This window comes from Mesorhizobium sp. WSM2561 (assembly GCF_000513915.1).
In the GTDB taxonomy this organism is placed as follows: domain Bacteria; phylum Pseudomonadota; class Alphaproteobacteria; order Rhizobiales; family Rhizobiaceae; genus Mesorhizobium; species Mesorhizobium muleiense.
In genome coordinates this window covers 13,456-37,564 of the sequence record NZ_AZUX01000001.1, presented here as the reverse complement: position 1 = coordinate 37,564, position 24,109 = coordinate 13,456, and the positions used below count along the sequence as shown (strand labels likewise).

At 65.3% G+C, this 24,109-nt stretch carries 21 protein-coding genes and 1 pseudogene; 18 read left to right on the top strand and 4 right to left on the bottom strand.

Going from position 1 to position 24,109, the window contains the following annotated elements; genetic code table 11:
• The first annotated feature begins 231 nt into the window (after positions 1–231).
• Genes M727_RS0100195 through M727_RS0100150 form a run of 10 tightly spaced genes read left to right on the top strand, consistent with a single transcriptional unit; the run spans position 232 to position 11,164 of the window.
• Positions 232–1,020 carry a CoA transferase gene (locus M727_RS0100195; protein WP_156941468.1) on the top strand — a complete coding sequence of 263 codons (789 nt, stop codon included), beginning with the start codon at positions 232–234 and terminating at the stop codon, positions 1,018–1,020.
• Positions 1,017–1,796 carry a CoA transferase gene (locus M727_RS0100190; protein ID WP_027150954.1) on the top strand — a complete coding sequence of 260 codons (780 nt, stop codon included), beginning with the start codon at positions 1,017–1,019 and terminating at the stop codon, positions 1,794–1,796. Before M727_RS0100195 ends, M727_RS0100190 begins: the two co-directional genes overlap by 4 nt.
• A gap of 17 nt (positions 1,797–1,813) precedes the next feature.
• Positions 1,814–3,025, top strand: coding sequence for a CoA transferase (locus tag M727_RS35450; RefSeq protein ID WP_051505498.1), 1,212 nt, complete (start codon positions 1,814–1,816; stop codon positions 3,023–3,025).
• Positions 3,026–3,039: 14 nt separating this feature from the next.
• Positions 3,040–4,101, top strand: a complete 1,062-nt coding sequence (locus M727_RS0100180; protein ID WP_036260975.1) for a 2-hydroxyacid dehydrogenase — start codon at positions 3,040–3,042, stop codon at positions 4,099–4,101.
• Positions 4,102–4,115: 14 nt separating this feature from the next.
• Entirely contained in the window at positions 4,116–4,793 is a 678-nt protein-coding gene (locus M727_RS0100175) for a class II aldolase/adducin family protein (RefSeq protein WP_027150952.1), read from the top strand.
• An 8-nt stretch (positions 4,794–4,801) separates the two neighbouring features.
• Entirely contained in the window at positions 4,802–6,316 is a 1,515-nt protein-coding gene (locus M727_RS0100170; protein WP_027150951.1) for an FGGY family carbohydrate kinase, read from the top strand.
• Positions 6,313–7,863: an acetolactate synthase large subunit gene (locus M727_RS0100165; protein WP_027150950.1), complete on the top strand. Its 1,551-nt coding sequence runs from the start codon at positions 6,313–6,315 to the stop codon at positions 7,861–7,863. Before M727_RS0100170 ends, M727_RS0100165 begins: the two co-directional genes overlap by 4 nt.
• 12 nt (positions 7,864–7,875) lie before the next feature.
• Positions 7,876–10,206 (top strand): molybdopterin-dependent oxidoreductase, encoded by a 2,331-nt coding sequence (locus M727_RS0100160; RefSeq protein ID WP_027150949.1) that lies wholly within the window; start codon positions 7,876–7,878, stop codon positions 10,204–10,206.
• A complete protein-coding gene (locus M727_RS0100155; protein WP_023797919.1) occupies positions 10,203–10,772 on the top strand; it encodes a peroxidase-related enzyme in 570 nt (189 codons plus the stop codon). The genes M727_RS0100160 and M727_RS0100155 overlap by 4 nt, the downstream gene beginning before the upstream one ends.
• Before the next feature lie 2 nt (positions 10,773–10,774).
• The gene (locus M727_RS0100150) at positions 10,775–11,164 is read left to right on the top strand and encodes a rhodanese-like domain-containing protein (RefSeq protein WP_027150948.1); all 390 of its coding nucleotides are present in this window, start codon (positions 10,775–10,777) and stop codon (positions 11,162–11,164) included.
• A 44-nt stretch (positions 11,165–11,208) separates the two neighbouring features.
• Here the strand turns inward: M727_RS0100150 and M727_RS0100145 are convergent, their stop codons facing one another.
• On the bottom strand, positions 11,209–11,445 hold the full coding sequence (locus M727_RS0100145; protein ID WP_023797920.1) for a hypothetical protein: 237 nt from the start codon (positions 11,443–11,445) through the stop codon (positions 11,209–11,211).
• 111 nt (positions 11,446–11,556) lie between these two features.
• A complete protein-coding gene (locus M727_RS0100140) occupies positions 11,557–12,489 on the bottom strand; it encodes a complex I NDUFA9 subunit family protein (protein ID WP_036261129.1) in 933 nt (310 codons plus the stop codon).
• 692 nt (positions 12,490–13,181) lie between these two features.
• Here M727_RS0100140 and leuA point away from each other — a divergent pair.
• The 4 genes from leuA to M727_RS0100110 all read left to right on the top strand — a co-directional run bounded on the left by leuA (position 13,182) and on the right by M727_RS0100110 (position 18,669).
• A complete protein-coding gene (gene leuA / locus M727_RS0100130; RefSeq protein WP_027150946.1) occupies positions 13,182–14,858 on the top strand; it encodes a 2-isopropylmalate synthase in 1,677 nt (558 codons plus the stop codon).
• A 399-nt stretch (positions 14,859–15,257) separates the two neighbouring features.
• Entirely contained in the window at positions 15,258–17,030 is a 1,773-nt protein-coding gene (locus M727_RS0100120; RefSeq protein ID WP_027150945.1) for a hypothetical protein, read from the top strand.
• Positions 17,031–17,118: 88 nt separating this feature from the next.
• Positions 17,119–17,922 carry an alpha/beta fold hydrolase gene (locus M727_RS0100115; protein WP_027150944.1) on the top strand — a complete coding sequence of 268 codons (804 nt, stop codon included), beginning with the start codon at positions 17,119–17,121 and terminating at the stop codon, positions 17,920–17,922.
• Positions 17,923–18,048: 126 nt separating this feature from the next.
• Complete coding sequence (locus M727_RS0100110; RefSeq protein WP_027150943.1) at positions 18,049–18,669, top strand: hypothetical protein; 621 nt, start codon at positions 18,049–18,051, stop codon at positions 18,667–18,669.
• Here the strand turns inward: M727_RS0100110 and M727_RS0100105 are convergent.
• Positions 18,659–19,573, bottom strand: coding sequence for a metallophosphoesterase (locus M727_RS0100105; RefSeq protein WP_023797927.1), 915 nt, complete (start codon positions 19,571–19,573; stop codon positions 18,659–18,661). The genes M727_RS0100110 and M727_RS0100105 overlap by 11 nt on opposite strands.
• A gap of 53 nt (positions 19,574–19,626) precedes the next feature.
• Between M727_RS0100105 and M727_RS0100100 the strand changes: the two genes are divergently transcribed.
• Positions 19,627–20,127 carry an NUDIX domain-containing protein gene (locus tag M727_RS0100100; protein WP_027150942.1) on the top strand — a complete coding sequence of 167 codons (501 nt, stop codon included), beginning with the start codon at positions 19,627–19,629 and terminating at the stop codon, positions 20,125–20,127.
• 1 nt (position 20,128) lies between these two features.
• Here M727_RS0100100 and M727_RS35445 read toward each other — a convergent pair.
• Positions 20,129–21,117 (bottom strand): annotated as a pseudogene (locus tag M727_RS35445) (glutathione S-transferase family protein).
• A gap of 308 nt (positions 21,118–21,425) precedes the next feature.
• On the opposite strand from M727_RS35445, the gene M727_RS0100090 reads away from it, so the two are divergent.
• The 3 genes from M727_RS0100090 to M727_RS0100080 all read left to right on the top strand — a co-directional run bounded on the left by M727_RS0100090 (position 21,426) and on the right by M727_RS0100080 (position 24,091).
• Positions 21,426–21,962: an N-acetyltransferase gene (locus tag M727_RS0100090; RefSeq protein ID WP_027150941.1), complete on the top strand. Its 537-nt coding sequence runs from the start codon at positions 21,426–21,428 to the stop codon at positions 21,960–21,962.
• Between the two features lie 170 nt (positions 21,963–22,132).
• Positions 22,133–22,894 carry a 3-hydroxyacyl-CoA dehydrogenase gene (locus M727_RS0100085; protein ID WP_027150940.1) on the top strand — a complete coding sequence of 254 codons (762 nt, stop codon included), beginning with the start codon at positions 22,133–22,135 and terminating at the stop codon, positions 22,892–22,894.
• A gap of 6 nt (positions 22,895–22,900) precedes the next feature.
• Positions 22,901–24,091 carry a CaiB/BaiF CoA-transferase family protein gene (locus tag M727_RS0100080; RefSeq protein ID WP_027150939.1) on the top strand — a complete coding sequence of 397 codons (1,191 nt, stop codon included), beginning with the start codon at positions 22,901–22,903 and terminating at the stop codon, positions 24,089–24,091.
• Positions 24,092–24,109 lie beyond the last annotated feature (18 nt).

Below are 24,109 nucleotides of genomic sequence, written 5' to 3'. Positions count from 1 at the left end.
ATGGCGAAAAGAGCGGTGTTCTGAGCGTCTTTTCGTCAACCTCCGGACGCAGGCTGGACCAGCCGAAACCCGATTGACAGGCATAACGTTCCCGGAATAGGTTAAATTTCAGAATAGTGTTCTACAATATAGAACGTACTGGCGACTAAGCTCGAAGCCGCCGTCCTTGTGTCGCGTCGTTGCGAGCGGGACGGAATTTGGAGGATAGAAGTGCCGACTTCCCTTCGCGACATGGCGAAGCACATCGAACGGGGCATGCGGATCGCCCTGCCCGTCGATTATGCCGGCGTCTCGATGGCCATGACGAAGCCGATCATCGAACGGGGTGCCGGCGATCTTCATCTGATCTGCGTTCCGACCGGCGGCCTTCAGGTCGACCAGCTGGTCGGCGCGGGCCTGGTGCGGACGGTGGAGACCAGCGCCGTGTCGCTCGGCGAAGCCGGCGGCGCCCCCCGCTTCAACGAGGCGGTCCGTGCAGGCGCGATCCGGGTGATCGACGCGACCTGTCCGGCCATCCATGCCGGCCTGATGGCGGCGCAGAAGGGAAGTCCCTTCGTGCCGATGCGCGGCCTCATCGGCACCGATGTCCTGCGCTACCGCAGCGACTGGCGGGTGATCGACAACCCCTTCGCGGAGGCGGGTGACCCGATCGTTCTGATTCCCGCCATCAGGCCGGACATTGCCGTTTTCCATGCTCCGGTCGCCGACCGTTTCGGCAATGTGTGGATCGGACGCAGGCGCGAACTCGCCGCGATGGCCTATGCCTCCGCCAAGACCATCGTGACGGTCGAGCGCGTTGTGGAGGAGAGCCTGCTCCTGTCGGAGACCACCGCCGCGGGAACGTTGCCGGCGATCTACGTGACCGCGGTCGGCCATGCGCCGAAGGGCGCGTGGCCGTATGGACTGTGGGGCGAATACCCGACCGACACCGCCGAACTCCTCCGCTATGCCAGCGCGGCACGGACCGCCGACGGCTTTGCCGACTACATGCGAGCCGACGCGATGGAGCCCGCGCAATGAGCCGGGTCATCCTGCCACGCGAGGTGCTGATCGTCACGATCGCACGGCTCCTGGACGGGGTTCGCCATGTCGCCGTGGGCGCCTCTTCGCCGATTCCCGCCGCGGGCGCCATGCTGCTGCGCGCCATCAAGGCGGGGGCCGGAGCGCCCGAGCCGCGCCTGTCGATTCTCGGCTCCGTCGAGCACAACTTCTTCACCAACGGCTCGGCCGAGCTTTTCGACTGCGCCGGCCAAGGCCGCATCGACGCCTTTTTCCTCGGCGGCGGCCAGATCGACGGTCACGGCAATGTCAACCTGGTCGGCGCCGGCGACTACCCCCGCTCGCGCGTGCGCTGGCCCGGCTCCTTCGGTTCCAGCTATCTCTACTTCGTCGTGCCCCGCGTGATCCTGTTCCGCGAGGAACACAGCCCGCGCGTCTTCATCGACAAGGTCGATTTCGTCAGCGCGCCCGGCGTCAGCGATGACGGCGTCTACCGCACCGGCGGCCCCTACGCGTTGCTGACCGGCAAGGCGCTGTTTGCCTTCGACAAGGCGCGGCCGGGCTTCCGGCTGGAAAGCGTGCATCCCGGTCACGACCTGGAGGACGTCCGCCAGTCGACCGGCTTCGCCTTTGCCCACGACCAGGAGCCGCGACAGACGGAGCTCCCGGACGAGGCGACGCTAGCCCTGTTGCGCGGGCGCATCCTCGACGAGCTGGCGCAAACCTATCCCGGGTTCGCCGACCAGATGCGCGGGGATTTGGACCGCGCTCAGGCGCCCGCCTTGCTCGCCTCATGAATGAACTGGACAGGATGATGATGCTGAACACCGGCTCGCTGGCCAATATCAAGGTGATCGACGCCAGTCGCGTGCTGGGCGGTCCCTATGCCGGCCAGGTGCTGGCCGACCACGGCGCGGCCGTCATCAAGGTCGAGCCACCGGCGGGCGACGAGACGCGCGGCTGGGGCCCGCCCTTCCTCGACGGGACCGCGAGCTACTTCCTCGGCTTGAACCGCAACAAGCGCGGCATGGCGCTCGACATGGCGCAGCCGGCCGGGCAGGAGCTGCTTTTGGCGCTGCTTGAGACGGCCGACGTCTTCATCGAGAACTTCAAGACCGGCACGCTCGAGCGCTGGGGTCTGACCCGGGAAGAGCTGGAACGGCGCTTTCCGCGCCTTGTCCACTGCCGTGTCTCCGGCTTCGGCGCCGACGGGCCGCTCGGCGGACTGCCGGGATACGATGCCGCGATCCAGGCCTCGACCGGCATCATGAGCGTGAACGGGGAGCTCGGCGGCCAGCCGCTGCGCGTCGGCTTGCCGGTCGTCGACATGGTGACCGGCCTCAACGCGGTGATCGGCATCCTTATGGCGCTCAACGAACGGGCGGTGAGCGGCAAGGGTCAGTTCGTCGAAACCACGCTGTACGATTGCGGCATTTCGCTGCTGCATCCCCACCTGCCGAACTACTATCTCTCCGGCCAGGTTCCAGGGCCGTCCGGCAACGCGCATCCGAACATCTGCCCCTACGACACTTTCGCGACCGGAACGGAGCCGATCTTCCTCGCGGTCGGCAACAACCGGCAGTTCCAGACGCTGTGCCGGATCATCGGACGCCCCGACCTGCCCGACGATCCGCGCTTCGCCAGCAATGGCGAGCGCAACATCAACCGCGATGGCCTGAAGGTCGAACTCGAAAAGGCGCTCGCCGCGTTCGAATGCGATCCGCTCGCCGACACTCTGATCAAGGCGGGCGTGCCGTGCGGCGCGGTGCGCACGATCGACCAGGTCGTCGCCGACCCGCATACGCGCCAACAGGAGATGGTTGTCGACATCGGCGCCTACCGCGGCACCGGCAGCCCGATCAGGATGTCGCGCACGCCGGCGAGCTACCGGCTGGCGCCGCCGCATTTCGCCGAGCATACGGCCGAGATCCTTGGCGAGGCCGCTCTCGACGGCGATCTGTACCGGGACGTCCTGCCCGGGTTCGATGGCGACGGCCCCATCCGGGCCAGGACGAAGACCGCATAGGAGTACCGCCAGCCATGGACCAGGTATCGCAAACGCGTCCGCTGTCGATCGGGATCATCGGCGACGGCTTCATGCAGCCCGGCTTCTTCGAGCAGGCGCTGTCAAGGCGGCTCGGCAAGCGTGAGGTAGGCTACCGGCAGATGCAGCTCGACTGGCCGCTCAAGCTGCAGTCGACGAAGTTCGATCCGCATCTTCCGGTGGCCGAATTCGTCGGCCGCCCGGAGCACTATTTCGACTTCATCGCCGACCTCGATATCCTGGTGACGCACCTGGCGCCGATCACCGCCGTCAGCCTCGGGCATGCGCCGAAGCTGAAGATCATCGCGGTGTCGCGCGGCGGGCCGGTCAACATCGAGATGGCGGCGGCCCGCGCCCGCGGCATCACCGTCGTCAACACGCCCGGCCGCAACGCCTCGGCGGTCGCGGAGTTCACCGTCGCCTCGCTGCTGGCGCAGACGCGTAACCTGACACGGGGCCATCTGTCGGTGGCGAGCGGTGAATTCCGCCGCGAATTCTACCATTACGACCATGTCGGCCCGGAACTGGGCGAACTCACGGTCGGCATCGTCGGCTTCGGCGACATCGGCTCGCGCGTGGCGCGGCTGCTGGCGCCGTTCGGCTGCCGCATCGTGACCCATGATCCGTTCCGGCATCTGACGCAGGAAGAGACCGAGGCCGGCATCCAGAAGATGGAGCTGGACGAACTTCTGTCCCATTCGGACGTCGTCACCTTGCATCCGCGCGTCACGCCGCAGACCAAAGGCATGATCGGCCGCGCCCAGATCGCCTCGATGAAGCCCGGCTCCTACATCGTCAACACGACACGCGGCCAGGTGCTCGACTACGACGCACTCCACGACGCGCTGGTGTCGGGACAGTTGCGCGGCGCGGCGCTCGATACGTTCGATCCTGAACCGCCGCCGGCCGATTGGCCGTTGCTGAAGCTGCCCAATGTGACGCTGTCACCGCACATAGCCGGCGCGTCGCGCCATTCCATCACCAAGGCCGCCGACATGATCGCCGAGGACATCGGTCGCATCCTGGAAGGCAGGCAACCCCTCTACCCGACAAAGTGAAACGGCACCCGCAAATGACCGACGAAGAACGCGCGCTGAGAACCGAACTGATCGAGGCATGCCGCAGCATGAACAGCCTCGGTATCAACAAGGGCACGGCCGGCAACATCAGTGTTCGCCATGGCGACGGATTCCTGATCTCCCCGACCGGCATCCCCTACAAGGACCTCGTCGCCGAGCACGTCGTGGCGATGAATTGGGACGCCAGCTTCGCCGGCGACGTCCTGCCGTCGAGCGAGTGGCGCTTTCACCGCGACATCCTGCGCGCCCGGCCGGACCTGAAGGCGGTCGTCCACACCCATTCAACGCATGCGACCGCCGTCTCGATCCTCGGCAAGGACATTCCGGCGATCCATTACTCGATCGCCGCGACTGGCGGCGCCACTATCCCATGCGCGCCGTACGAGATCTTCGGCTCGCAGGCGCTGGCCGACGTCGTGGTCAAGGCCCTGGAGGGCCGCCGCGCCTGTCTCATGGCCCATCACGGCGTCATCGCGGCGCATGGTTCCATCGCCCGCGCGCTGGCGCTTGCGGTGACGGTCGAGCACTTGGCGCAGCAGTATCTTCTGTGCCTGCCGCTCGGCGAACCGCCGGTGCTCTCGGACAGCCAGATCGCGGAGGTGCTGGTGAAGTTCAAGACTTATGGACAGCAGGGCACGGCCGCGGCCGAAGGGCTGCGGCGGGCCTCCTGATCCAGGACATGAGCCCATTCCTGCTCTGCCTCGATTCCGGGACGACGGCAGTCAAGGCCGCCGCCTTCGACCGGCATGGCCGGATCGTGGCGTCGGCGGAGCGCCAGAACCGGGCGCTGCGGCGCGACGGCGCCCGCATCGAGCAGGACATGGTCGCAACACGCGACGATGCGTTCGCCGTCATGCGCGAGTGCGCGGCCGGGCTCGGCGGGTCGGTCGACGGCATCCTCGTCACCGGCCAGGGTGATGGCCTGTGGCCGCTCGACGCGCAGCTTCGGCCCGCCGGCCACGCCATGACCTGGCTCGACGGCCGGGCACGGCAGATCGCGTCCGAGCTGCAGGACTCAGGCACGCTGGACGAGATCCAGGCGGTGACGGGGTCGCGTCCGACCGCCGCGTCGCAGAGCCTCCAGCTGCTCTGGCTGCAGCAGAACGACCCGCAGCATCTGGCGACGATCGCGCATGTGCTGCGGCTGAAGGAGTGGCTGTTCTTCACGCTGACACACGCCCTGCTTGGCGAGCCGACGGCCGCCCTGCCCGTCTGGGGCGACTGGCGTTCGGGCGCCCTGTCGCCGATCGTCCAGCGGACGCTCGGCCTGCCGCGCGGGCTGGAGCTCCTGCCCGACTTCGCCCCGGTGGGCGAATGCCGCGCCAGGCTTTCGCCGCAAGCGGCCTCGGCTACCGGCATTGCGGCGGGCACACCGGTGCTGCTCGGGCCCGGCGACGTCCAGTCGACCCTTGTCGGCCTCGGTCTCGGCGTCCGGCCGGCGGTGACGCGCGCCTCGATCTTCGGCACCAGCGCCATCCATGCCTGCCGCATCCTGGACCCGGCGCTGATGCCGGCTCCGCCACCTGGGGCCATGCTACAGCGTTTCGTGCTCGGCGACGGCTATTTCTTGTTTCAACCGAGCTTCAACGGCGCGACGCTTTTCCAGCACATCGGGCGCATCGCGGCTGGCCTGCCGGCCCATGCCGAACCAGCCTATTCCGGACTGATCCTGCACCCTTTCATTGAGCCGGGCGGCGAGCGGGCTCCCTATACGTCGCCCAATGCCAGCGGCGCGCTGTTCGGGCTCACCGCGCACGCTCGGCCCGAACAGATCGCCTGGGCCGCCCGCGAAGGCCTGGCCTTCGTCGCGCGCGCCAGCCACGAGATGATGAATGCGCCCGCCGGAGTCCTCTCACTCGGCGGAGGCCTGGCGGCGGACCCCCACTTCGCCGGCTTCCTCGCGACGCTTCTGGACACCCCCGTCGAGCGCGCCGGCGGGGCCCAGGCCGGCTTGCGTGGGCTGGCCGCCATCGGCGCGAGACATCTGTTCGGCGCCGGCGACGCGGAACTCGCCGGCTCGTGGGTCGTGACGCCTGATGCCGTCGCCGCGCCGCGGACCGGCAAGGTGGCGCAGTATGCCCGGGACAAATACGCACTGTTTGTCGGCCTGCTCGATTCGATCTCGCCGCATTGGCAAAGGATGGCTGCGATCCGTGATCTTGCGGACGACATGATGGAGACCACGCGCCAATGAACGGTGCCGACCTGCTCTGCGAGACGCTGCTCGCCAACGACATCGACGTTTGCTTCGCCAACCCGGGCACATCGGAAATGCACTTCGTGGCAGCGCTGGACGGCCAGCCGCGCATGCGCTGCGTGCTCGGCCTGTTCGAGGGCGTGGTCACCGGCGCGGCCGACGGCTATGCCCGTATGGCCGACAAGCCGGCGGCGACGCTGCTCCACCTCGGCCCGGGCCTGGCCAACGGCCTGGCCAATCTGCACAACGCCCGGCGGGCCGGCTCGCCGATCGTCAACGTGGTTGGCGATCACGCCACCAGTCACCTTGTGCACGATGCGCCGCTCACCTGCGACATCGACTCCCTCGCCTGGCCGATGTCGCACTGGGTGGGGCGCGCCGAGACCGCCGATACGGTCGGCGAGCGGGCGCAGGATGCGATCCGCGCCGCCCGCGGCACGCCGGGCCAGATCGCGACCATGATCCTGCATGCCGACGCCGCGTGGAGCCAAACGTCGCGCGGCCTGCCGGCGCCCCTTGCCCCCGCCACGCCGGCCCGCCCCGACCAGTCGCGCATCGACGCCGCGGTCGCGGCGCTGCGTTCGGGTCGGGCAACGGTGATCCTGGCGACCGGACCTGCGCTACGCTCGACGCAGCTCGAGCGTCTCGACCGCATCGCCGCCCGCACCGGTGCGCGCCTGATGGCGCAGCAGGCGAACGGCCGCATGCAGCGCGGCGCCGGGCGCGTGGCCGTGGACCGGGTGCCCTATGTCATCGATCAGGCGGTCAGGACATTCGCCGACACCGAACAGGTAATCCTTGTCGGCGCGAAGGCTCCGGTCGGCTTCTTCGCCTATCCGGGAAAGCCGGGAAGCATGTTGCCCGAGGGCTGTCGCGTGCTGGACCTCTACGTCGCGGGCGAGGACCCCGTCGCGGCGATCGCAGCGCTGTTCGACGCGGTCGGCGCCGGCGAAGCGCCGCCGGCGCGCCTGGCGCTGCGGCATTCGCCCGAAATGCCGTCCGGGCGGCTCACGCCCGAGGCGATCGCGATTGCGCTGGCCCGGCACATGCCCGCCGACGCCATCATCTGCGACGAATCGGTCAGTTCCGGGCGCGACTTCTTCCACAGCACCTACGGTGCCGAGCCGCACGATTTCCTCCAGCTCACCGGGGGCGCGATCGGGATCGGCCTGCCGCTCGCCGCCGGCGCCGCCTTAGCCTGTCCTGATCGCAAGGTGATCGTGCTGCAGGCCGACGGCAGCGGCATGTACACCGTCCAGGCCTTGTGGACGCATGCGCGCGAGAAGCTCGATGTCGTCACCATCATCTTCTCCAACCGCCACTACCAGATCCTGTTGAGCGAACTGAACAATGTCGGGGCCGGAACGCCCGGCGAGAACGCCAGCCGCATGCTGAATCTCGACGACCCCGCGCTGGACTGGGTCAAGCTCGCCGCTGGCATGGGCGTGGGGGCGGCGCGCGCCGAGACCGCGGACGGTTTTGCCGACCTGCTGGCGTCGGCCTGCCGGGGCAAGGGACCGTTCCTTATCGAAGCGATGATCTGAGCAGGGGCTGATATGGGAGCAATCAGACGATTTCCGCACTGCAGCCACTGGGGCGCCTACACGATCCTCGTCGAGGACGGCCGCATCGTCGGCGTCGAGCCCTTCGAGCACGATCCGGCCCCCTCGCCGATGATTCGCTCGATCCGCGAATGGGCGAAGCCCGACCGCCGCGTGCTGCGGCCGATGGTCAGATCCGGATGGCTCGAAAAGCGACAGGCCAGCGACCGCGGCGGCCGCGGCAGCGAGACGTTCGTGCCCGTCAGCTGGGACGAGGCGACGACGCTGGTGGCGGACGAAATCCGGCGCGTCTCTGGCGAATTCGGCAACGCGTCCATCTTCGCCGGCTCCTATGGCTGGACGAGCTGCGGGCGCTTTCACCACGCCTCGTCGCTGCTCAAGCGGACGCTGAACCTGGCCGGCGGCTATACCGGCCATGTCGACACCTATTCGATCGCGGCCGGACCGGTGATCCTGCGCCACACGCTCGGCAACGACGACGCCTGCGGCGGACAGGCGAACACGCTGGACACGATCGCCGAGCACACCGAGACGCTCGTCGTGTTCGGGGCGCTGTCGCCGCGCACGGCCCAAAGCGAGGCGGGCGGCATCGGCAGCCATACGCTGGAGACGCATCTGCGGCGGCTTGCGCAGCGCGGGGTGAAGGTCGTCCTGGTTTCGCCCCTGCGCGACGACCTCCCCGACTGGCTGGCGGCGGAATGGTGGCCGATCCGGCCGAACACCGACACCGCGCTGATGCTGGGTCTCGCGGGAGAGATCGTGATGGCGGGACGCCATGACCGGGATTTCCTCGTCCGCTGCACGAGCGGCGCGGACCGCCTTCTCGCCTATCTCGACGGCAGTGGGGACGGCGTGCGCAAAGACGCGGCCTGGGCGGCCGGACTCTGCGGGCTGCCAGCGGACGCGATCGCGCAGCTGGCGCGCCGCCTGGTCGAGACGCGCAGCATGCTCACCGTGAGCTGGAGCCTGCAGCGCGCCCAGCACGGCGAGCAGCCTTTCTGGGCGGCACTCGGCCTGGCGTCGATGATCGGCCAGATTGGCTTGCCGGGCGGCGGCGTCGGCTACGGTTACGCCTCGCTCGGCGGCGTGGGCGCGCCGCTCAATCTCGGCAAGTCGCCGGGCATGTCGCAACTCGCCAAGCCGATCGACAGTTTCATCCCGGTGGCGCGCATCGCTGACATGCTGCTCAATCCGGGCGCGCCCTACACCTATGAAGGGCAGACGCGGATCTATCCAGACATCCGGCTCGTCTACTGGGCGGGCGGCAACCCCTACCACCATCACCAGGATCTCAACCGGCTCGCCCGGGCCTGGACGCGTCCGGAAACGATCATCGTCCAGGATCCGATGTTCACCGCCACGGCGCAGCGCGCCGACATCGTCCTGCCGGCGAACACCTCGATCGAGCGCAACGACATCGCCGGCAACAAGCGCTGCGACTTGATCTTCGCGATGCACCGGGCGATCGACCCCGTAGGCGACGCGCGGTCGGACTTCGCGATCTTCGACGCGATTGCCGGCAAGCTGGGCGTCGGCGAGCGCTTCAACGAGGGACGCGACGAGATGGGCTGGTTGCGCCATCTCTACGGGATCAGCCGGGACGACGCGGCCAGCCGCCTCGGCTTCGACATGCCGGATTTCGACGCGTTCTGGGAGCAGGGCTACGCGCGCTGCCCGGTCAAGGCGGAGCACACCTATCTGGCCGAGTTCCGCGACCGCCCCGAGGACCATGCGCTGGACACCGAGAGCGGCAGGATCGTGCTCGGCAGCGAAACGCTGGCAAAACTCGATTATGCCGACTGCCGGGCGCACCCGGCCTGGATCGAGCCGGCGGAGTGGTTGGGCGGCGCCGGCAAGACCGGCCGGTTCCATCTCATCTCCCATCAACCGATCGGGCGCCTGCACAGCCAGTTGGAGACCGCCGCCACGAGCCGGTCGATGAAGCGCGGCGGACGGGAGCAGGCGCGGATCAATCCCGACGATGCCGAAGCGCTCGGCGTCGCCGACGGCGATTGCATCAGGTTGTGGAACGACCGCGGCGCCTGCCTTGCGACGGCGCAGATGAGCGACAGCGTCCGGCAGGGCGTTGTCGTGCTGCCGACCGGCGCCTGGTTCACGCCCTCCGGCAACAGCGGGCTGGAAATCGCCGGCAATCCGAACGTCCTGACGCTCGACGTCGGCACCTCGCAGTTTGGCCAAGGCTGCTCGGCCCAGACCTGCCTGGTCTGCATCGAAAATTATGCCGGCACGTCCGCGCACGCCTTCGAACACTATCAGGAAAAGCTGGTCGCATTGACGACCGTGCAAGGGAGAGAACACAGATGACCGCGCCCGCCATAAGCCGCTTCCCCGTTCCCGAGATCGCCGGCCTTCCCGACGACATCCGCGAACGGATACTCGCCGTGCAGGAGAAGTCGGGATTCGTGCCCAACGTCTTCCTCGTGCTTGCGCATCGGCCGGACGAGTTCCGCGCCTTCTTCGCCTATCATGACGCGCTGATGGACAAACCCGGCCCGATCACCAAGGCCGAGCGGGAGATGATCGTCGTGGCCACGAGCAATGCCAATCAGTGCCAGTACTGCGTAGTGGCCCATGGCGCGATCCTGCGCATTCGCGCAAAGAACCCGCTGATCGCCGATCAGGTGGCCACCAACTACCGCAAGGCCGACATCACCCCGCGCCAGTTGGCGATGCTCGATTTCGCCATGAAGGTTTCCGCGCGCGCCTACGAGGTCGGCGACGCGGACATCGCGGACCTCAAGATGCATGGCTTCACCGACGAGGACGCCTGGGACATCGCGGCCATCGCCGCCTTCTTCGCCATGTCAAACCGGCTGGCCAACGTCACCAGCATGAGGCCGAACGACGAGTTCTACGCGATGGGGCGCTGACCATGCCGAAGGGATACAAGGACCTGCTGGCCGACGCCGATGCGGTCGTCCGCTCGGTCGAGGCAGCGGACATGGCGACCATTCCCGACGGCGTTGTCATGGTCGACATCCGGGATCCGCGGGAACTGGAGCGCGAGGGCATGATCCCCGGCGCGTTCCATGCGCCGCGCGGCATGCTCGAATTCTGGATCGACCCGGAAAGCCCCTACCACAAGCCGATATTCGCCGAGCCCAGGACCTTTGTGTTTTACTGCGCGTCCGGCTGGCGCTCGCTGCTCGCCGCCAAGGTCGCGCAGGAGATGGGACTTGACGCGCGCAGCCTGCGCGGCGGCTTCTCGGAGTGGAAGAAGCGCGGCAATATCGTCGCCGAGAAACCGAGGAAGGACAGCTAGGCTCGACGACCGGCAGCGTCGCTTGCCACTGGGAATGCGGGCGATCAAGGCGCGCGATCGGTCAGCGCGCTTGCACCTTCCTCCGCGGCGCAATGTGCGCAGCAGTAGATGATGTCATCTTGTTCGACACCATGTCCGATGATCCGGCACCCGCAATGCGGGCAGAGCGGCGCAAGTTTCTGGATCGCGCATTCGAAGCTGTCGAACGTATAGCTTTCCTCAGCCAGCGTCACTTCGAAAGCCTTGTCATAGTCATTTCCGCATTGATCGCATCTGGCCATGGTTCTTTTCCTTCTTCTTCATTGGTTCAAACTCGACCAACCCGCCGCATGGCGATAGGTTCCCGGCAGGATCGTAGAGTCCTGCCAAGCAGGAGACGAGCCCGAGCAGCCTCACGCGCGCCGTTCGATCAAGCGGATCACCTCCTCGATGTCGCGCGGCGCGATGTCGAGTTCCTTCAGGCCCGGCGCGCCGATTGCGGCCACATTGTCGTGCCGCATAAGATCGACCTGGTTGCGGGTTATCGGCGCTCCCGGAAGGAGTTCCGCGACGCCGGCCAAGGCGTCCCACGCCGCAAACGGCACCGGCATCAGCCTGATGTGGGTATCGAGCTGTCGGGCGATCTCGCGCAGCAGTTCCTTATAGGTGTAGATGCGCGGGCCGCCGAATTCGAATATCGATGAGCCCTTGTGGTTTCGCCCGCCGATCAGCCGACTGACTGCGTCTGCGACGTCTTCCACATAGACCGGCTGAAGCCGTGTGCTACCATCGCCGAACAGCGGATAAACCGGCAGGAGATGTATCAGCCTCACAATCGTCGTGAGGAAAACGTCGTCAGGTCCCGTCATGACGGCGGGACGCACAATGATGGCGCCGGGAAATGCGCTCGCCACCGCCTCTTCTCCGCGCCCACGTGCCCTGATGTAGTTCGAATCCGATTGAGGATCGGAACCGATCCCCGAAATATGGACGAACCGGTCGACCTCGCCAGCGCGCGACGCGGCGGCAAGTTCAGCTGCGGCTTCCACATGCACCCGTTCAAACGTCTGGGCGCCCTGCTCGACGTAGAGACTGACGGCATTCACGATCGCCTGCGATCCGGCAATGGCCGAGCCGATCGAGGACGCATCCAATATGTCCGCCACGACGGCTTCTGGCGGCCTTGCCGTCGAGGAAAAAACCTGGCCAACCCGAGCCGGGTGGCGGGATGCGGCGCGGACGGTGAAACCCCTTTCCAGGAGCCGCTTCACGATCCGGCGCCCGAGAAAACCTGTCCCGCCGAACACAGTGACGATCCGTTCTGTGTTGAGATCGTCAGGATCCATTTGCCTCGCCAACCCTTGGCTTTGCGTGCCCGCCGAGCGCCTGCCGCCGGCGTATAAACCAGCCCCTTCGAACATCGGGGACGGTTGGAGAACAACGCAGGAAAGCTTTTTGTTCCAGTCGGCGCCGGGTTCGATCGAGAGACGGCCGATGTCGCTATGGACGGCGAGTGTTCGACGCTGGGTTGCCATGCTGTCCGTTTCATCCCCAGCCTCCATGCGCTGGTACCAAAACCGGACAACTCACGTGCTACCTAATCCGGACAACTCGTGTGCTTACGACACTGTCGTTCGGCCCCACTTGCCTCGCTTTGGCTGCTCCTGTATGAAAACCGCCATGACCAACCGCGCCACCTCCGTCGCTTCCCGTCAGACCGGCTTTGCTGGCGAGACCGTGCGCGCGCTTGCTTCCGCTCTGCTGCTGCTCGGCCTTATCGGCGATCGCCGGGTTCGCTGAAGGAGCGCCCGGCGGTCGAACCGCCGCTCACGCGCATGCTCCTTGGCCAGTCTCAAAATTGGCAAGTCACATCTAGCGAATGAACATCTGGTAAAGGCGCCGCTCGGCACCAAATCCGCCTGAAGGCGGATCCCGCGAGCCGCCGGGAGAGACGACAATGAACGCACGAGAAGAGATCCGCTCAGACAGCGGGGCGATGGGCAAGGATGCCCGGGCCCTGCCGGGGGCAGCCCGGGGCATGCCGGAGGCAGCCCGCAAATACCAACCCTACCCGACCGTCGGTCTCACCGACCGCGTGTGGCCTTCGAAAGTCATCGACAAGGCCCCGATCTGGTGCTCGGTCGACCTGCGCGACGGCAACCAGGCGCTGATCGATCCGATGGGCCACGAGCGCAAGGCGCGCATGTTCGCCCTGCTCCTCGACATGGGCTTCAAGGAGATCGAGATCGGTTTCCCGTCGGCCTCGCAGACCGACTTCGATTTCGCCCGCTGGTGCATCGAAGAGGGCAATGTATCAGACGATGTCTCGCTGCAGGTGCTGGTGCAGTGCCGGCCGGAACTGATCACCCGCACTTTCGAGGCGCTGCAGGGCGCCACCAACCCGATCGTGCATTTCTACAATTCGACCAGCGAGCTGCAGCGCCGCGTCGTCTTCGAGAAGGACGTCGCCGGCATCAGGCGGATCGCCACCGATGCGGCCAAGATGATCACCGACATGGCAGCGAAGGCCGGCGGCTTCTATCGTTTCGAATATTCGCCGGAGAGCTTTACCGGCACCGAGCTCGAAGTGGCGCTGGAAATCTGCAACGCCGTTACCGAAATCATGAAGCCGACGCCGGAAAACAAGCTGATCATCAACCTGCCGTCCACGGTCGAGATGTCGACACCCAACATCTATGCCGATCGCATCGAATGGATGTGCCGCAATCTGGACAACCGCGAGAACCTGCTCATTTCGCTGCATCCGCACAATGACCGCGGCACCGGGATCGCCACCACCGAACTCGGCCTGATGGCGGGCGCGGACCGCGTCGAAGGCACGCTGTTCGGCAATGGCGAGCGCACCGGCAATGTCGACATCGTCACGCTGGCGCTCAACATGTACACGCAAGGCGTCGATCCCGAGCTCGACTGCTCCGACATCAACCGGATGAAGGACGTCTACGAATATTCGAACCAGTTGAAGATCCCCGAGCGCCATCCCTATGTCGGCGAGCTCGTCTACACCGCCTTTTCCGGCTCGCACCAGGATGCCATCAACAAGGGCATGAAGGCGTTGCGCAAGGCCAACACGCCGTACTGGGAAGTGCCCTATCTGCCGATCGACCCGGCCGATGTCGGGCGCAACTACGAGGCGATCATCCGCATCAACTCGCAGTCCGGCAAGGGCGGCATCGCCTATGTGCTGCAGGCGGACTACGGCCTCAATCTGCCGCGCAACCTGCAGATCGAGTTCAGTCAAGCGATCCAGGCGATCACCGACGCCGAAGGCAAGGAGGTGCCGGCCAAGCGCATCTACGAGCGCTTTCTCGAGACCTACGTCGATCAGCCCGGCGCGCGGCTGAAATTCCTCGACCACCACACTTATCCCGACATCGGGATCAAGGGGCGGCGCGCGGTGGAGGCGATCATCCTCGACAGCGGCAAGGAGGTGACGATATCAGGCTCCGGAACCGGCCCGATCGACGGCTTTGTCGACGCGCTGTCGCGCCATGTCGGCGTGCCGATGTCGGTGCTCGACTATTCGGAGCACTCCATGCAGCGCGGCTCGAATGCCTCGGCCATCTCCTATGTCGAGATGGAGCATCCCGGCGGCAAGCTATTCGGCGCCGGCATCAACACCAATATCGTGGCCGCTTCGCTGGAAGCCGTGGTTTCCGCCGCCAATCGCATCGTCGGCCGAAAGGTCGACTAGAGCAATTCCAGGAAAAGTGCGTAGCGGTTTTCCGTCCGGAATTGCGAAAAACAAATGCTTGATGCATGTCGCGCAACAGTGTGCAGCAGTTTTGCGATAACGACATGCATAAAACAACAACCTAAAGCGCGTCGCATCAGGCAGGTCAAACGCGGCGCGCTTTAGAGCGGTTCGGCGGTTCTATCAAAAAGCTGAACCGCTCCAGACCAGATGTCGAAAGCTATGAGCTGGAGCAAGATGAGCCCGGATGGTATCATCCTGCTCCAGTCTTTCGCACCATTAACCACCGGAAAATTATCCGGTGTGGTACGCGATCGCATAATGGATGCATGCTTGTAAGGCAGTGCAGGCGCTATATGATTGCGTCTTGACCTGTGCCGACTTCGAGAGGATCGACACTTGCAGCATGCCACGCCTGCCGCCCCCGCAGTGCGCGAGACGCTGGAGCGATTGCTAGCCAGCGAAACGTTCGGGAGATCCGAACGAGCGCGTAAGCTGCTTCGCTATCTGGTCGAGCGCGAGCAGGCAGGCGAAGCCGACAAGCTCAAGGGCTTTTCCATCGCGATGGATGTTTTCGGCAAGGACGGCGATTTCGATCCGTCGACGGACGCCGTGGTGCGGGTGCAGGCGGGCAGGCTGCGCGAGCTTCTGCAGCATTACTTTGCCAATGAGGGTGTTGCCGAGCCGATCCGCATTGCCATTCCGCGTGGCGGCTATGTTCCATCCTATGAACTCAACGCGATCCGCCTGCCGGTCGAGCCGGCGTCGGCGGAACACGTCGAAGCGGCGGCCACCTTGCCGGAATCGCCCGAAGAACCCGGCATGGCCGCACCTGCCGCATCGTCCCCCGTCGTTCGCCAGTCGGCACCCTCGCTGCTGCGCCATCTCCAGTTCTTCTGGCTGGCGATCGCTCTGGTCATCGCCATGCTGGGGGTGCTGATCCTTCGTCAGGGAGGCAGCGCATTGCTGGCGGGAAGCGATGCCGCGCCGACGATTGAAAATGCGGTGGCAACCGGCAGCATTGCGCCATGGGCTCCGGCTGAAAGCCTTCCGCTCGTCTACATTGCGGTGAAAACCAACAGTGCCGAGGCTGCCCGCGTCGCCGCATCGCTGCGCGCCGGCCTCAGCCGCTTCGACACGGTCACCTTCATCGGTCGCGATGCTGACGGCCCGCCCGATCCTGTCGCCGAAGCGATCAGCTTCGTATTCGATGTCTTGCCGGGACCAACGGCAGGCGATGTCACTCTGGAGCTTCAAAGCGTGGCGACCGGCCGGGTCCTGCTGTCACGCAACTTGACTGCCGCCGACAGCACACCCTCCACCGTTGAGGACAGTGTCGCCGGCATTTTGAGTTCGGCCGTTCCCGCCTCGGGCGCGATCTACAACTATATCGAACAGAGCGGCCTTCAGACCGGCCTGACCGAATGTCTGCTGCTCAACGACAAATACTATCTCGACCAGGGCGCCAAAACCCATGAGGCTGCCTATCGCTGCCTCGAAATCCTGGTCGATCGGGATGCGAAATCGTCGCTCGTCTTTTCGGAGCTGGCGACCCTGCATCTCGAGGCGGGCACAGATCACTACGCCTATCCAGCCGGCGCAACGATCGAACAGGCGATGTCGCTGGCCCGTCGCGCCGTGCAGATGGGGCCGACCAGCCCCTATGCCCACCGTGCCTATGGCTATCTCAATTCCCGCCTCGGCAATTCGGAGGAATCGATCCGCTGGATGCGCAAGGCCTACGAACTCAACCCTTACGACCTCAGCATGGCGGCAGCTTACGCCTACGGGCTGATTTTCGCCGGCAGGTACAGGGAGGGAACACCGATCCTTGCTCACGCCGCCGAAACCTCCAGCGCCCATCCGACCTGGTGGGATTACGGGCTTTTCGTCGGCCAGTTCATGGCTGGCGATATGAACAAGGCCGCGCTTGCCAGCGATGCGCTGCAAGCGACGCCGACGAAATCGCACTATCTGGCTGCGCGGCTGATCACTGCCAAGGCCGCCGGCCGCGATCAACTGGCGCACGAACTTCTGGACGAGTTGACTGTCAAGTTCCCGAAATTCGCTGCCGATCCGCGTGCGGCTTTTGTCGAGCGGAAATACCCCGCCGATCTGACCGAGCGGCTGGTCGAGGCTTTGCGTGCCGCCGGGCTCGGCAATGCCAGCTAGTCCTTCCGACCAGCACGGCCGATCGCGAAAAACTTGGTGCAAGACGCAATCCAGCCACATCCGAATTCGCATAAAACCATAGTATTTCATGATTTCATCGCTTTACGTTGCCGAACGGGGCGCCGGCCCGAAGACGGTTGTCTTTCTGCATGGCTTCGGCGGTTGCCACGGCGACTGGCACGAGGTGATTTCGACACTGGCACCTGGTTCACGGACGCTGGCCTATGATCTTCCGGGCCATGGGCTGTCCCTCGATTTCCCGGGTGGCGGCCCGGCCAGGACAGCCGCCCGGGCTATTCTTGCAGACCTCGCCGCTCGCAGAATCAGGAGGGTGCATCTCGTCGGCCATTCGATGGGCGGGGCGGCGGCTGTGCTGATGGCACTGGCCGAACCCGCAAGGATGGCCTCGCTGACGCTTCTGGCGCCGGGCGGGTTTGGCACTGAGATCAATGGCCCGCTGTTGCGCCGTTACGCCGCAGCAGCCGGCAAAAGTGAAATTCGCGCCTGCCTCGCCGCCATGTCTGGACCGCAAAGCCCGCCCTCGGAGCGCATCGTGGATGTGCTTGGCGCAATGCGTGCGCGTCCCGGCCAGTTGCACAAACTTGTCGAGATCGCAGCCGCCATGACCAGGGACGATCGGCAGGGCGTCATCCCGCGCGAACGGCTCGAAACACTGGATATGCCGGTGATTGTGGTCTGGGGGACCGATGACGCGGTGCTGCCCTTCAGCCAGGCCGATGGTCTGCCGGCGCATTTCCACCTGCACCACGTGTCGGAGGCCGGCCATATGCTGGTCGAGGAAGCGCCCGGCCTGATCGCCGAGATCGTCCGCCGCAACATGAAACGCCGCAGCAGGCCGCTTCGTCCAAACTCCGCTCCCGCAGCGGGCTGATCCCTGTCAAAGCGTGGCTTCGGGCCAGATTTTGCAAGCCGCCTATCGATCTCGCAATTGCATTTTGCTGCATTTTGCCAGCGACTGTGTTAATTCGGTGTTAACCAAACCCGCGAGGCAACGCCGATGAAGGATGCAGCCGAGACCATAAGCCAGGCCGATCAGTCGCGAAATTTGTCCGACGCCATCCGCGACGTGAAAAACGCCTTCGCCGACCGCGACGACGTCGTGGTCGACATGCGCGAGGCGCATCGCATGCGGCTGGAATTGCTTGCCGCCGAACTCGCGCCGATCTTCGCCGACGTGCCCGCCGACATGGACAATTTCGACTTCGCCGTCTCGTCCGGGCTGCAGCCGCGCCTCTGGATCGACGCCGTCAGCCATGTCGCCATGGGGCGCGACCGCCGCACCTATCGCTTCCTCAAGGACACGCGCATCGGCCGCGTGGTGCTCGCCGAATCGACCGAGATGAAACCGGTTGCCGATCAGGTGACGCGCTACGTCGCGGAGCGCGTCATCGAACGCCAGAGAATGCTGGAAGGCGGGGTCGAGCAGGCTGCCGGCCTGAAACGTGCCTTGGTTCCGGAAGCCGAGCCGCCGCTGCGATCCGTCAAGCGCCGCAAGCGTTGGTCAGCCTTTCTCTCCGGTCTCGGCCTGATCGCTGCCGGCGCCCTGGTCGGGCTGGCTGTATCGATCGTCTTGTTCTGGGACCGCCTCGTTGCGATGGGACTGAGTTTCACGCCATAGCGTCCGCGCCAAGCTCCACAACCTCCAGATCGGCAGGCGGGATGGCCGGCCCGGTCAGGCCACGTCGCGTCAGCCTGAGCCGCCAATTGCCTATTTCACCATCGATCTCCAGCAGATTATATTGCGCCGCTGGACGCCTGCCGCCTGGCGCCTGCCCTGCGGCAGCGACGCCGACCACTGGAATTTTGGCGCCGCGCCCATTGATCGAGAACAGCGTCGGCTCGTGCGAATGGCCGTGCAGCACAAGCTCGGCCCCGTGCCGCTGAACGACCTTTTGGAAACGGGCAATGCCGAACAGCCGCTTGGGCTGCGAAACGGCGCCGCGCACTGGCGGATGGTGGATCATGATCACCCGGAACAGCCCGCGTTTGGCCGTGGCATCGAGCACGTCGCGCAGCCTTTCCGCCTGGTCTTCCAGAAAAAAGCCGTTGGCCATGAACGGAGCCGTGGCCCGCGCCGTCGTCACACCGATCAGCGCGACGTTGCCGCGCACGCGAAGATAGGGGAAGGCTTCGCGGTCGACCGGCGTATTGACGCCGTCGCCGGTCATCCACGCCGTCCACGACCGGCAGGACTTGTCGAAAGCGCCAGGCACATAGGCGTCGTGGTTTCCCGGAACGACCGACACATCATCGGGAGAGCCCAGCGTCTCCAGCCAGTGCTTGCCCATCTCGATCTCGCCATCGAGCGCCAGATTGACCAGATCGCCGGTGACGGCAAGGTGATCGGGTGCGCTCGCCTTGATGTCGGCGACGATGGTGTCGATGACGGCGTCGCGCATGTGGCGGCGGCGATTGCGCTGCCAGTTGACGTAACCGACCACCCGCTTGGAGGCGAGATCGCGATAGGTTACACCGGGAAGCGGTCCCAAGTGGATATCGGAAATATGCGCGAGCCTGAACATCCCTCCTTCATAAGCGACGCGCGCGCTGCTTTCCACCCACGGTTTCGTGGGTGATGATGCGGCCCGATCCGGAGCAAGCTTTCCGCCAGACCGGCTGGCCGGGTCTCAGGGCAAGGCTGTTTCATCTGTACTTCGTGCTGCGGCGGCCGATGACGCTCGGGGTGCGTGGTTTGATCCACGATCGCACGTCCAATTCCGTCTTCCTCATTCGCCATACCTATGTACCGGGCTGGCAGCTTCCCGGCGGGGGCGTCGAGCTGGGCGAGACGATGATCGAGGCGTTGGCGCGCGAGCTCTCCGAGGAGGGCAATATTGCGTTGACCGCGCCGCCGGTGCTGAAATCGATGCATTTCAACCGTCGGGCCAGCCGCCGCGACCATGTCGGCCTCTATTTGGTCGAGCAGTTCAATCAGACGGCGCCGAAGCAGCCTGACCGCGAGGTCGCCGCAGCCGGTTTCTTTCCGCTCGACTGCTTGCCGGAAGGAACCACGCCGGCCACGTTGCGGCGGATTGCCGAGATTTTCAGCGGCGCGGCGGCATCGCCCTTCTGGTAGATCACGCAGCCTTCCTGAACCGTGCCCGATCATGCGGCGCCGCGTAGTCCAGTTCCGGCCCGACCGGCACGATGTGCGTCGGGTTGATCGTTGCGTGGCTGCCGTAATAGTGCGCCTTGATGTGATGCAGGCTCACCGTGCCGGCGACCCCCGGGACCTGATAGAGGTCGCGCAGATAGTTCGATAGGTTCGGATAGTCGGCGATGCGGCGCAGGTTGCACTTGAAATGGCCGACATAGACCGGGTCGAAGCGGACCAGCGTGGTGAACAGCCGCCAATCGGCCTCGGTGATGCGGTCACCGACGAGATAACGCTGGCGAGATAGGCGATCCTCGAGCTGGTCGAGCGCCGCGAACAGTTCGCCAAACGCTTTCTCATAGGCCGGTTGCGTGGTGGCGAAGCCGGCGCGATAGACGCCGTTGTTGACCGAGGGATAGACCAGAGCGTTGACCGCGTCGATTTCGCCGCGCAGTGCTTTCGGATAGAAATCGAGGCCGGCATCGCCCCATTCGTCGAAGGCTGAATTGAGCATCCGAATGATCTCGGAGGACTCATTTGAAACGATCGTCTGTTCTCGCCTGTCCCACAGAACCGGCACCGTCACGCGGCCGGAATAGGCGGGATCGGCCTTGGTGTAGATCTGATGCAGGAAGTCGAGACCGTAGAGCGTATCGCCGGTGGCGCCGTCCTCGGCCAGGAAGGTCCAGCCGTTGGCGCCCATGAAATGATGGACGACCGAGACGGAAATCACGTCCTCGAGCTTTTTCAGTGCCCGAAAGATCAGCGTCCGGTGCGCCCAGGGACAGGCAAGCGAGACATAGAGATGGTAGCGGCCCGGCTCGGCCTTGAAGCCGCGCGTGCGGCCTTCGGCCGACCTGCCGCCAACCGTGACCCAGTCGCGCCATTGCGACTGCGCCCGCACGAATTCGCCGTCGCTCGCCTTGGTGTCGTACCGCTGTCCTGCCATTTGCCGTCGACCAGCAATCCCATGTGATGTCCTTTCGTCTCCGTAGGGATGTAGGCACGAACCGACGATGCGGAAATCGCCATGCGTTGAACAGTTCGTCAATCGCCAAGGGGGCGAATGAAGGCGGCAAACGAATGCGGCAAACGAATGGCGGCAGCAAACGGCCGATTGCGGTGGCTGAAGATTGATGCTAGCGGAAAATCCGCATGTTTGACTTTGCTTTGATCCGGTTCGACCGACGATGAAAGGGCGCCCGCGCTTGATGAAGCGCTGACTGGCGAACGCTGCCGTTTGCAGCAAACCTTTCCCCGTCTACCGGAACGCAAAGACCATGAGCCTTGCCGACGTGAAATACCTGCCGGAAACTCCGGCGCATGACCCCGAAATCGAAGCCATCAACGACGAAGCCTTCGGGCCGGGCCGTTTCGTGCTGGGCGCCTACAAGATCCGTGAGGGCGGCCCGCATGAACGCGCTCTGTCCTTCGTGGCCGTCGATGGCGATATCGTTGTCGCCTCTGTGCGCATGACGCGCATCGCGGCCGGCGCCGGCCGCGCGCTGATGCTCGGACCGCTTGCCGTGCGGCCGGCCTACAAGAATCTCGGCATTGGCCGCCGGCTGGTGGCGATCGCGCTGGAGGTCGCCGCCAAGGCCGGCATGCCGGCGGTGATGCTTGTCGGCGACGAGCCCTATTACGGCCCGCTCGGCTTCAAGAGAATCCCGCGTGGGCAAATCTCCATGCCGCGCCCGGTCGATCCTGACCGGCTGTTGTCGCATGAGATCGTGCTGGGCGCGATGGCACGGCTGGTGGGTGAGGTTTGCCACGCCGATCAGGCAAGGATTGCCGCGCAAATCGCCGCGATGGCGTGACCACCGGATGCTGTTGCGCCGTCCTGTTGGGCTTCGTAGCATGTGGCCGATGGTGCATGTCGCCCAAAAGTGCGCAGCGGTTTTGGGTAACGACATGCATAAAAATAGAGATTTAAAGCGCTTCGATTGAGTCCGTTCAGTTCGACGCGCTTTAGATGGAGGACGGCGACATGAACCCGAACGGCCAGATTGCGATCGTCACCGGCGGCGGCTCCGGCCTCGGCGAGGCGACGGCACGTGCACTGGCCGCGAAGGGCGCCGGCGTTGCCATCCTCGACCTCGGCATCGAGCGTGCGGCGAAGATCGCGGCCGATATCGGCGGCATCGCCATCCAATGCGACGTAAGCAGCGCCGACGGCGGTGCTGCTTCAGTGGCGGAAGTGGTAAAAAAGTTCGGCGAACCCCGTATCCTGGTCAATTGCGCCGGCATCGCCATCGGCATGAAGACGATCGGCAAGGACGGTCCGCACCCGCTCGACCAATACCGCAAGGTGATCGAGGTCAATTTGATCGGCACCTTCAACATGATCCGCCTCGTCGCCGACCAGGCCGCGAAGCTTGAGCCGCTGGACGGCGGCGAGCGCGGCGTCATCGTCAACACGGCATCGGTCGCCGCCTATGACGGTCAAATCGGCCAGGCGGCCTATTCAGCCTCCAAAGGCGGTGTCGTCGGCATGACGCTGCCGGTGGCGCGCGACCTTGCCCGGTCGGGCATTCGCGTCTGCACCATCGCGCCCGGCATCTTCAAGACGCCGATGATGGCCGGCATGCCGCAAGAGGTGCAGGATTCGCTCGGCGCCGCGGTGCCCTTCCCGTCCCGTCTCGGCGAGCCTTCCGAATATGCAGCCCTTGTGCTGCACATCATCGAAAACCAGATGCTCAACGGCGAAACCATCCGCCTCGATGGCGCCATCCGCATGGCGCCGAAGTAGCCGATCATGAGTGCCGAAGTCGCCCTTCAGGCGAAGACCGGCCCGCTCGCCGGCCTGACGGTGATCGAGATGGCCGGGCTTGGACCGGTGCCGCTGGCCGGCCTGATGCTGTCGGAGATGGGCGCCGAGGTGCTGCGCATCGAGCGGGCTGGGTTGAGCCAGCCGTTTCTGGCGCTACCGGACGAATACGACATCGACTGTCACGGCCGCTCCATCCTGCGGATTGACCTGAAGCGCTGGGAAGGCGCCGAACTGGTGCTGCGCCTTGCCGAAAAGGCCGACATGCTGGTCGAAGGGTTTCGTCCCGATGTCATGGAGCGGCTTGGTCTCGGGCCGGATGCGGTACTGGCGCGCAATCCGGCCCTGATCTACGGCCGCATGACGGGGTTCGGCCAGGACGGTCCGCTATCGGGCCGTGCCGGCCACGACATCACCTACCTCGCCTATTCGGGTGTGCTGCATGCCATCGGCCAGCAAGGCGGCCGGCCGGTCCCACCGCTCAATCTTGTCGCCGACTACGGCGGCGGCGCCATGATGCTGGTCGCCGGCGCACTGGCCGCCCTGTTTGAGCGCTCGCGCTCCGGCAAGGGTCAGGTGATCGACGCCGCGATGACCGAGGGCGCTTCAATGCTGGCGACACCTGTGCACGCCCTGATGGCGGCGGGCCTGTGGAGTGACACGCGTGGCGCGAACCTGCTCGATTCCGGCGCGCCCTTTTACGACACCTATGAGACCGCGGACGCACGGCACGTCGCCGTCGGCTGCCTTGAGCCCCGGTTCTTCGCCGAATTCGCAAGACTGCTGCCGCTCGACCAGATTTTTGTACGCGGCCAATACGACAGGTATTTGTGGCCGCAGATGCGGGCCGCCATTGTCGATCGGGTCGGGCAAAAGTCACGGGACGACTGGGACCGTCTCTTTGCTGCGACCGATGCTTGCGTCGCACCGGTCTTGTCGCTGCGGGAAGCCAGGGATCATCCGCACAATCGCGCTCGCAACGCCTTCTTGAAGTCGGGTGCGCTTGAGCGCCCCGCCCCAGCGCCGCGCTTTTCGCGCTCCCGGCCGACGCTTGCCGCCATGCCGGCCGATCACGATTGTCAGGCGGTGACGGTGCTTGCACGCTTCGGCCTTTCGGAAAGCGAGACTGAGGCCCTTTTCAAATCTGGGGCCCTTGTCAAATCCGGTGTGATAGGTTGATAACTGGAGAGCAAAGAT

Coding starts and splice junctions, on each gene's coding strand:
- M727_RS0100195 (WP_156941468.1), top strand. CDS start 232: ATGGCGAAGCACATCGAACGGGGCATGCGGATCGCCCTGCCCGTCGAT.
- M727_RS0100190 (WP_027150954.1), top strand. CDS start 1,017: ATGAGCCGGGTCATCCTGCCACGCGAGGTGCTGATCGTCACGATCGCA.
- M727_RS35450 (WP_051505498.1), top strand. CDS start 1,814: ATGATGCTGAACACCGGCTCGCTGGCCAATATCAAGGTGATCGACGCC.
- M727_RS0100180 (WP_036260975.1), top strand. CDS start 3,040: ATGGACCAGGTATCGCAAACGCGTCCGCTGTCGATCGGGATCATCGGC.
- M727_RS0100175 (WP_027150952.1), top strand. CDS start 4,116: ATGACCGACGAAGAACGCGCGCTGAGAACCGAACTGATCGAGGCATGC.
- M727_RS0100170 (WP_027150951.1), top strand. CDS start 4,802: ATGAGCCCATTCCTGCTCTGCCTCGATTCCGGGACGACGGCAGTCAAG.
- M727_RS0100165 (WP_027150950.1), top strand. CDS start 6,313: ATGAACGGTGCCGACCTGCTCTGCGAGACGCTGCTCGCCAACGACATC.
- M727_RS0100160 (WP_027150949.1), top strand. CDS start 7,876: ATGGGAGCAATCAGACGATTTCCGCACTGCAGCCACTGGGGCGCCTAC.
- M727_RS0100155 (WP_023797919.1), top strand. CDS start 10,203: ATGACCGCGCCCGCCATAAGCCGCTTCCCCGTTCCCGAGATCGCCGGC.
- M727_RS0100150 (WP_027150948.1), top strand. CDS start 10,775: ATGCCGAAGGGATACAAGGACCTGCTGGCCGACGCCGATGCGGTCGTC.
- M727_RS0100145 (WP_023797920.1), bottom strand. CDS start 11,445: ATGGCCAGATGCGATCAATGCGGAAATGACTATGACAAGGCTTTCGAA.
- M727_RS0100140 (WP_036261129.1), bottom strand. CDS start 12,489: ATGGATCCTGACGATCTCAACACAGAACGGATCGTCACTGTGTTCGGC.
- leuA (WP_027150946.1), top strand. CDS start 13,182: ATGCCGGAGGCAGCCCGCAAATACCAACCCTACCCGACCGTCGGTCTC.
- M727_RS0100115 (WP_027150944.1), top strand. CDS start 17,119: ATGATTTCATCGCTTTACGTTGCCGAACGGGGCGCCGGCCCGAAGACG.
- M727_RS0100110 (WP_027150943.1), top strand. CDS start 18,049: ATGAAGGATGCAGCCGAGACCATAAGCCAGGCCGATCAGTCGCGAAAT.
- M727_RS0100105 (WP_023797927.1), bottom strand. CDS start 19,573: ATGTTCAGGCTCGCGCATATTTCCGATATCCACTTGGGACCGCTTCCC.
- M727_RS0100100 (WP_027150942.1), top strand. CDS start 19,627: ATGATGCGGCCCGATCCGGAGCAAGCTTTCCGCCAGACCGGCTGGCCG.
- M727_RS0100090 (WP_027150941.1), top strand. CDS start 21,426: ATGAGCCTTGCCGACGTGAAATACCTGCCGGAAACTCCGGCGCATGAC.
- M727_RS0100085 (WP_027150940.1), top strand. CDS start 22,133: ATGAACCCGAACGGCCAGATTGCGATCGTCACCGGCGGCGGCTCCGGC.
- M727_RS0100080 (WP_027150939.1), top strand. CDS start 22,901: ATGAGTGCCGAAGTCGCCCTTCAGGCGAAGACCGGCCCGCTCGCCGGC.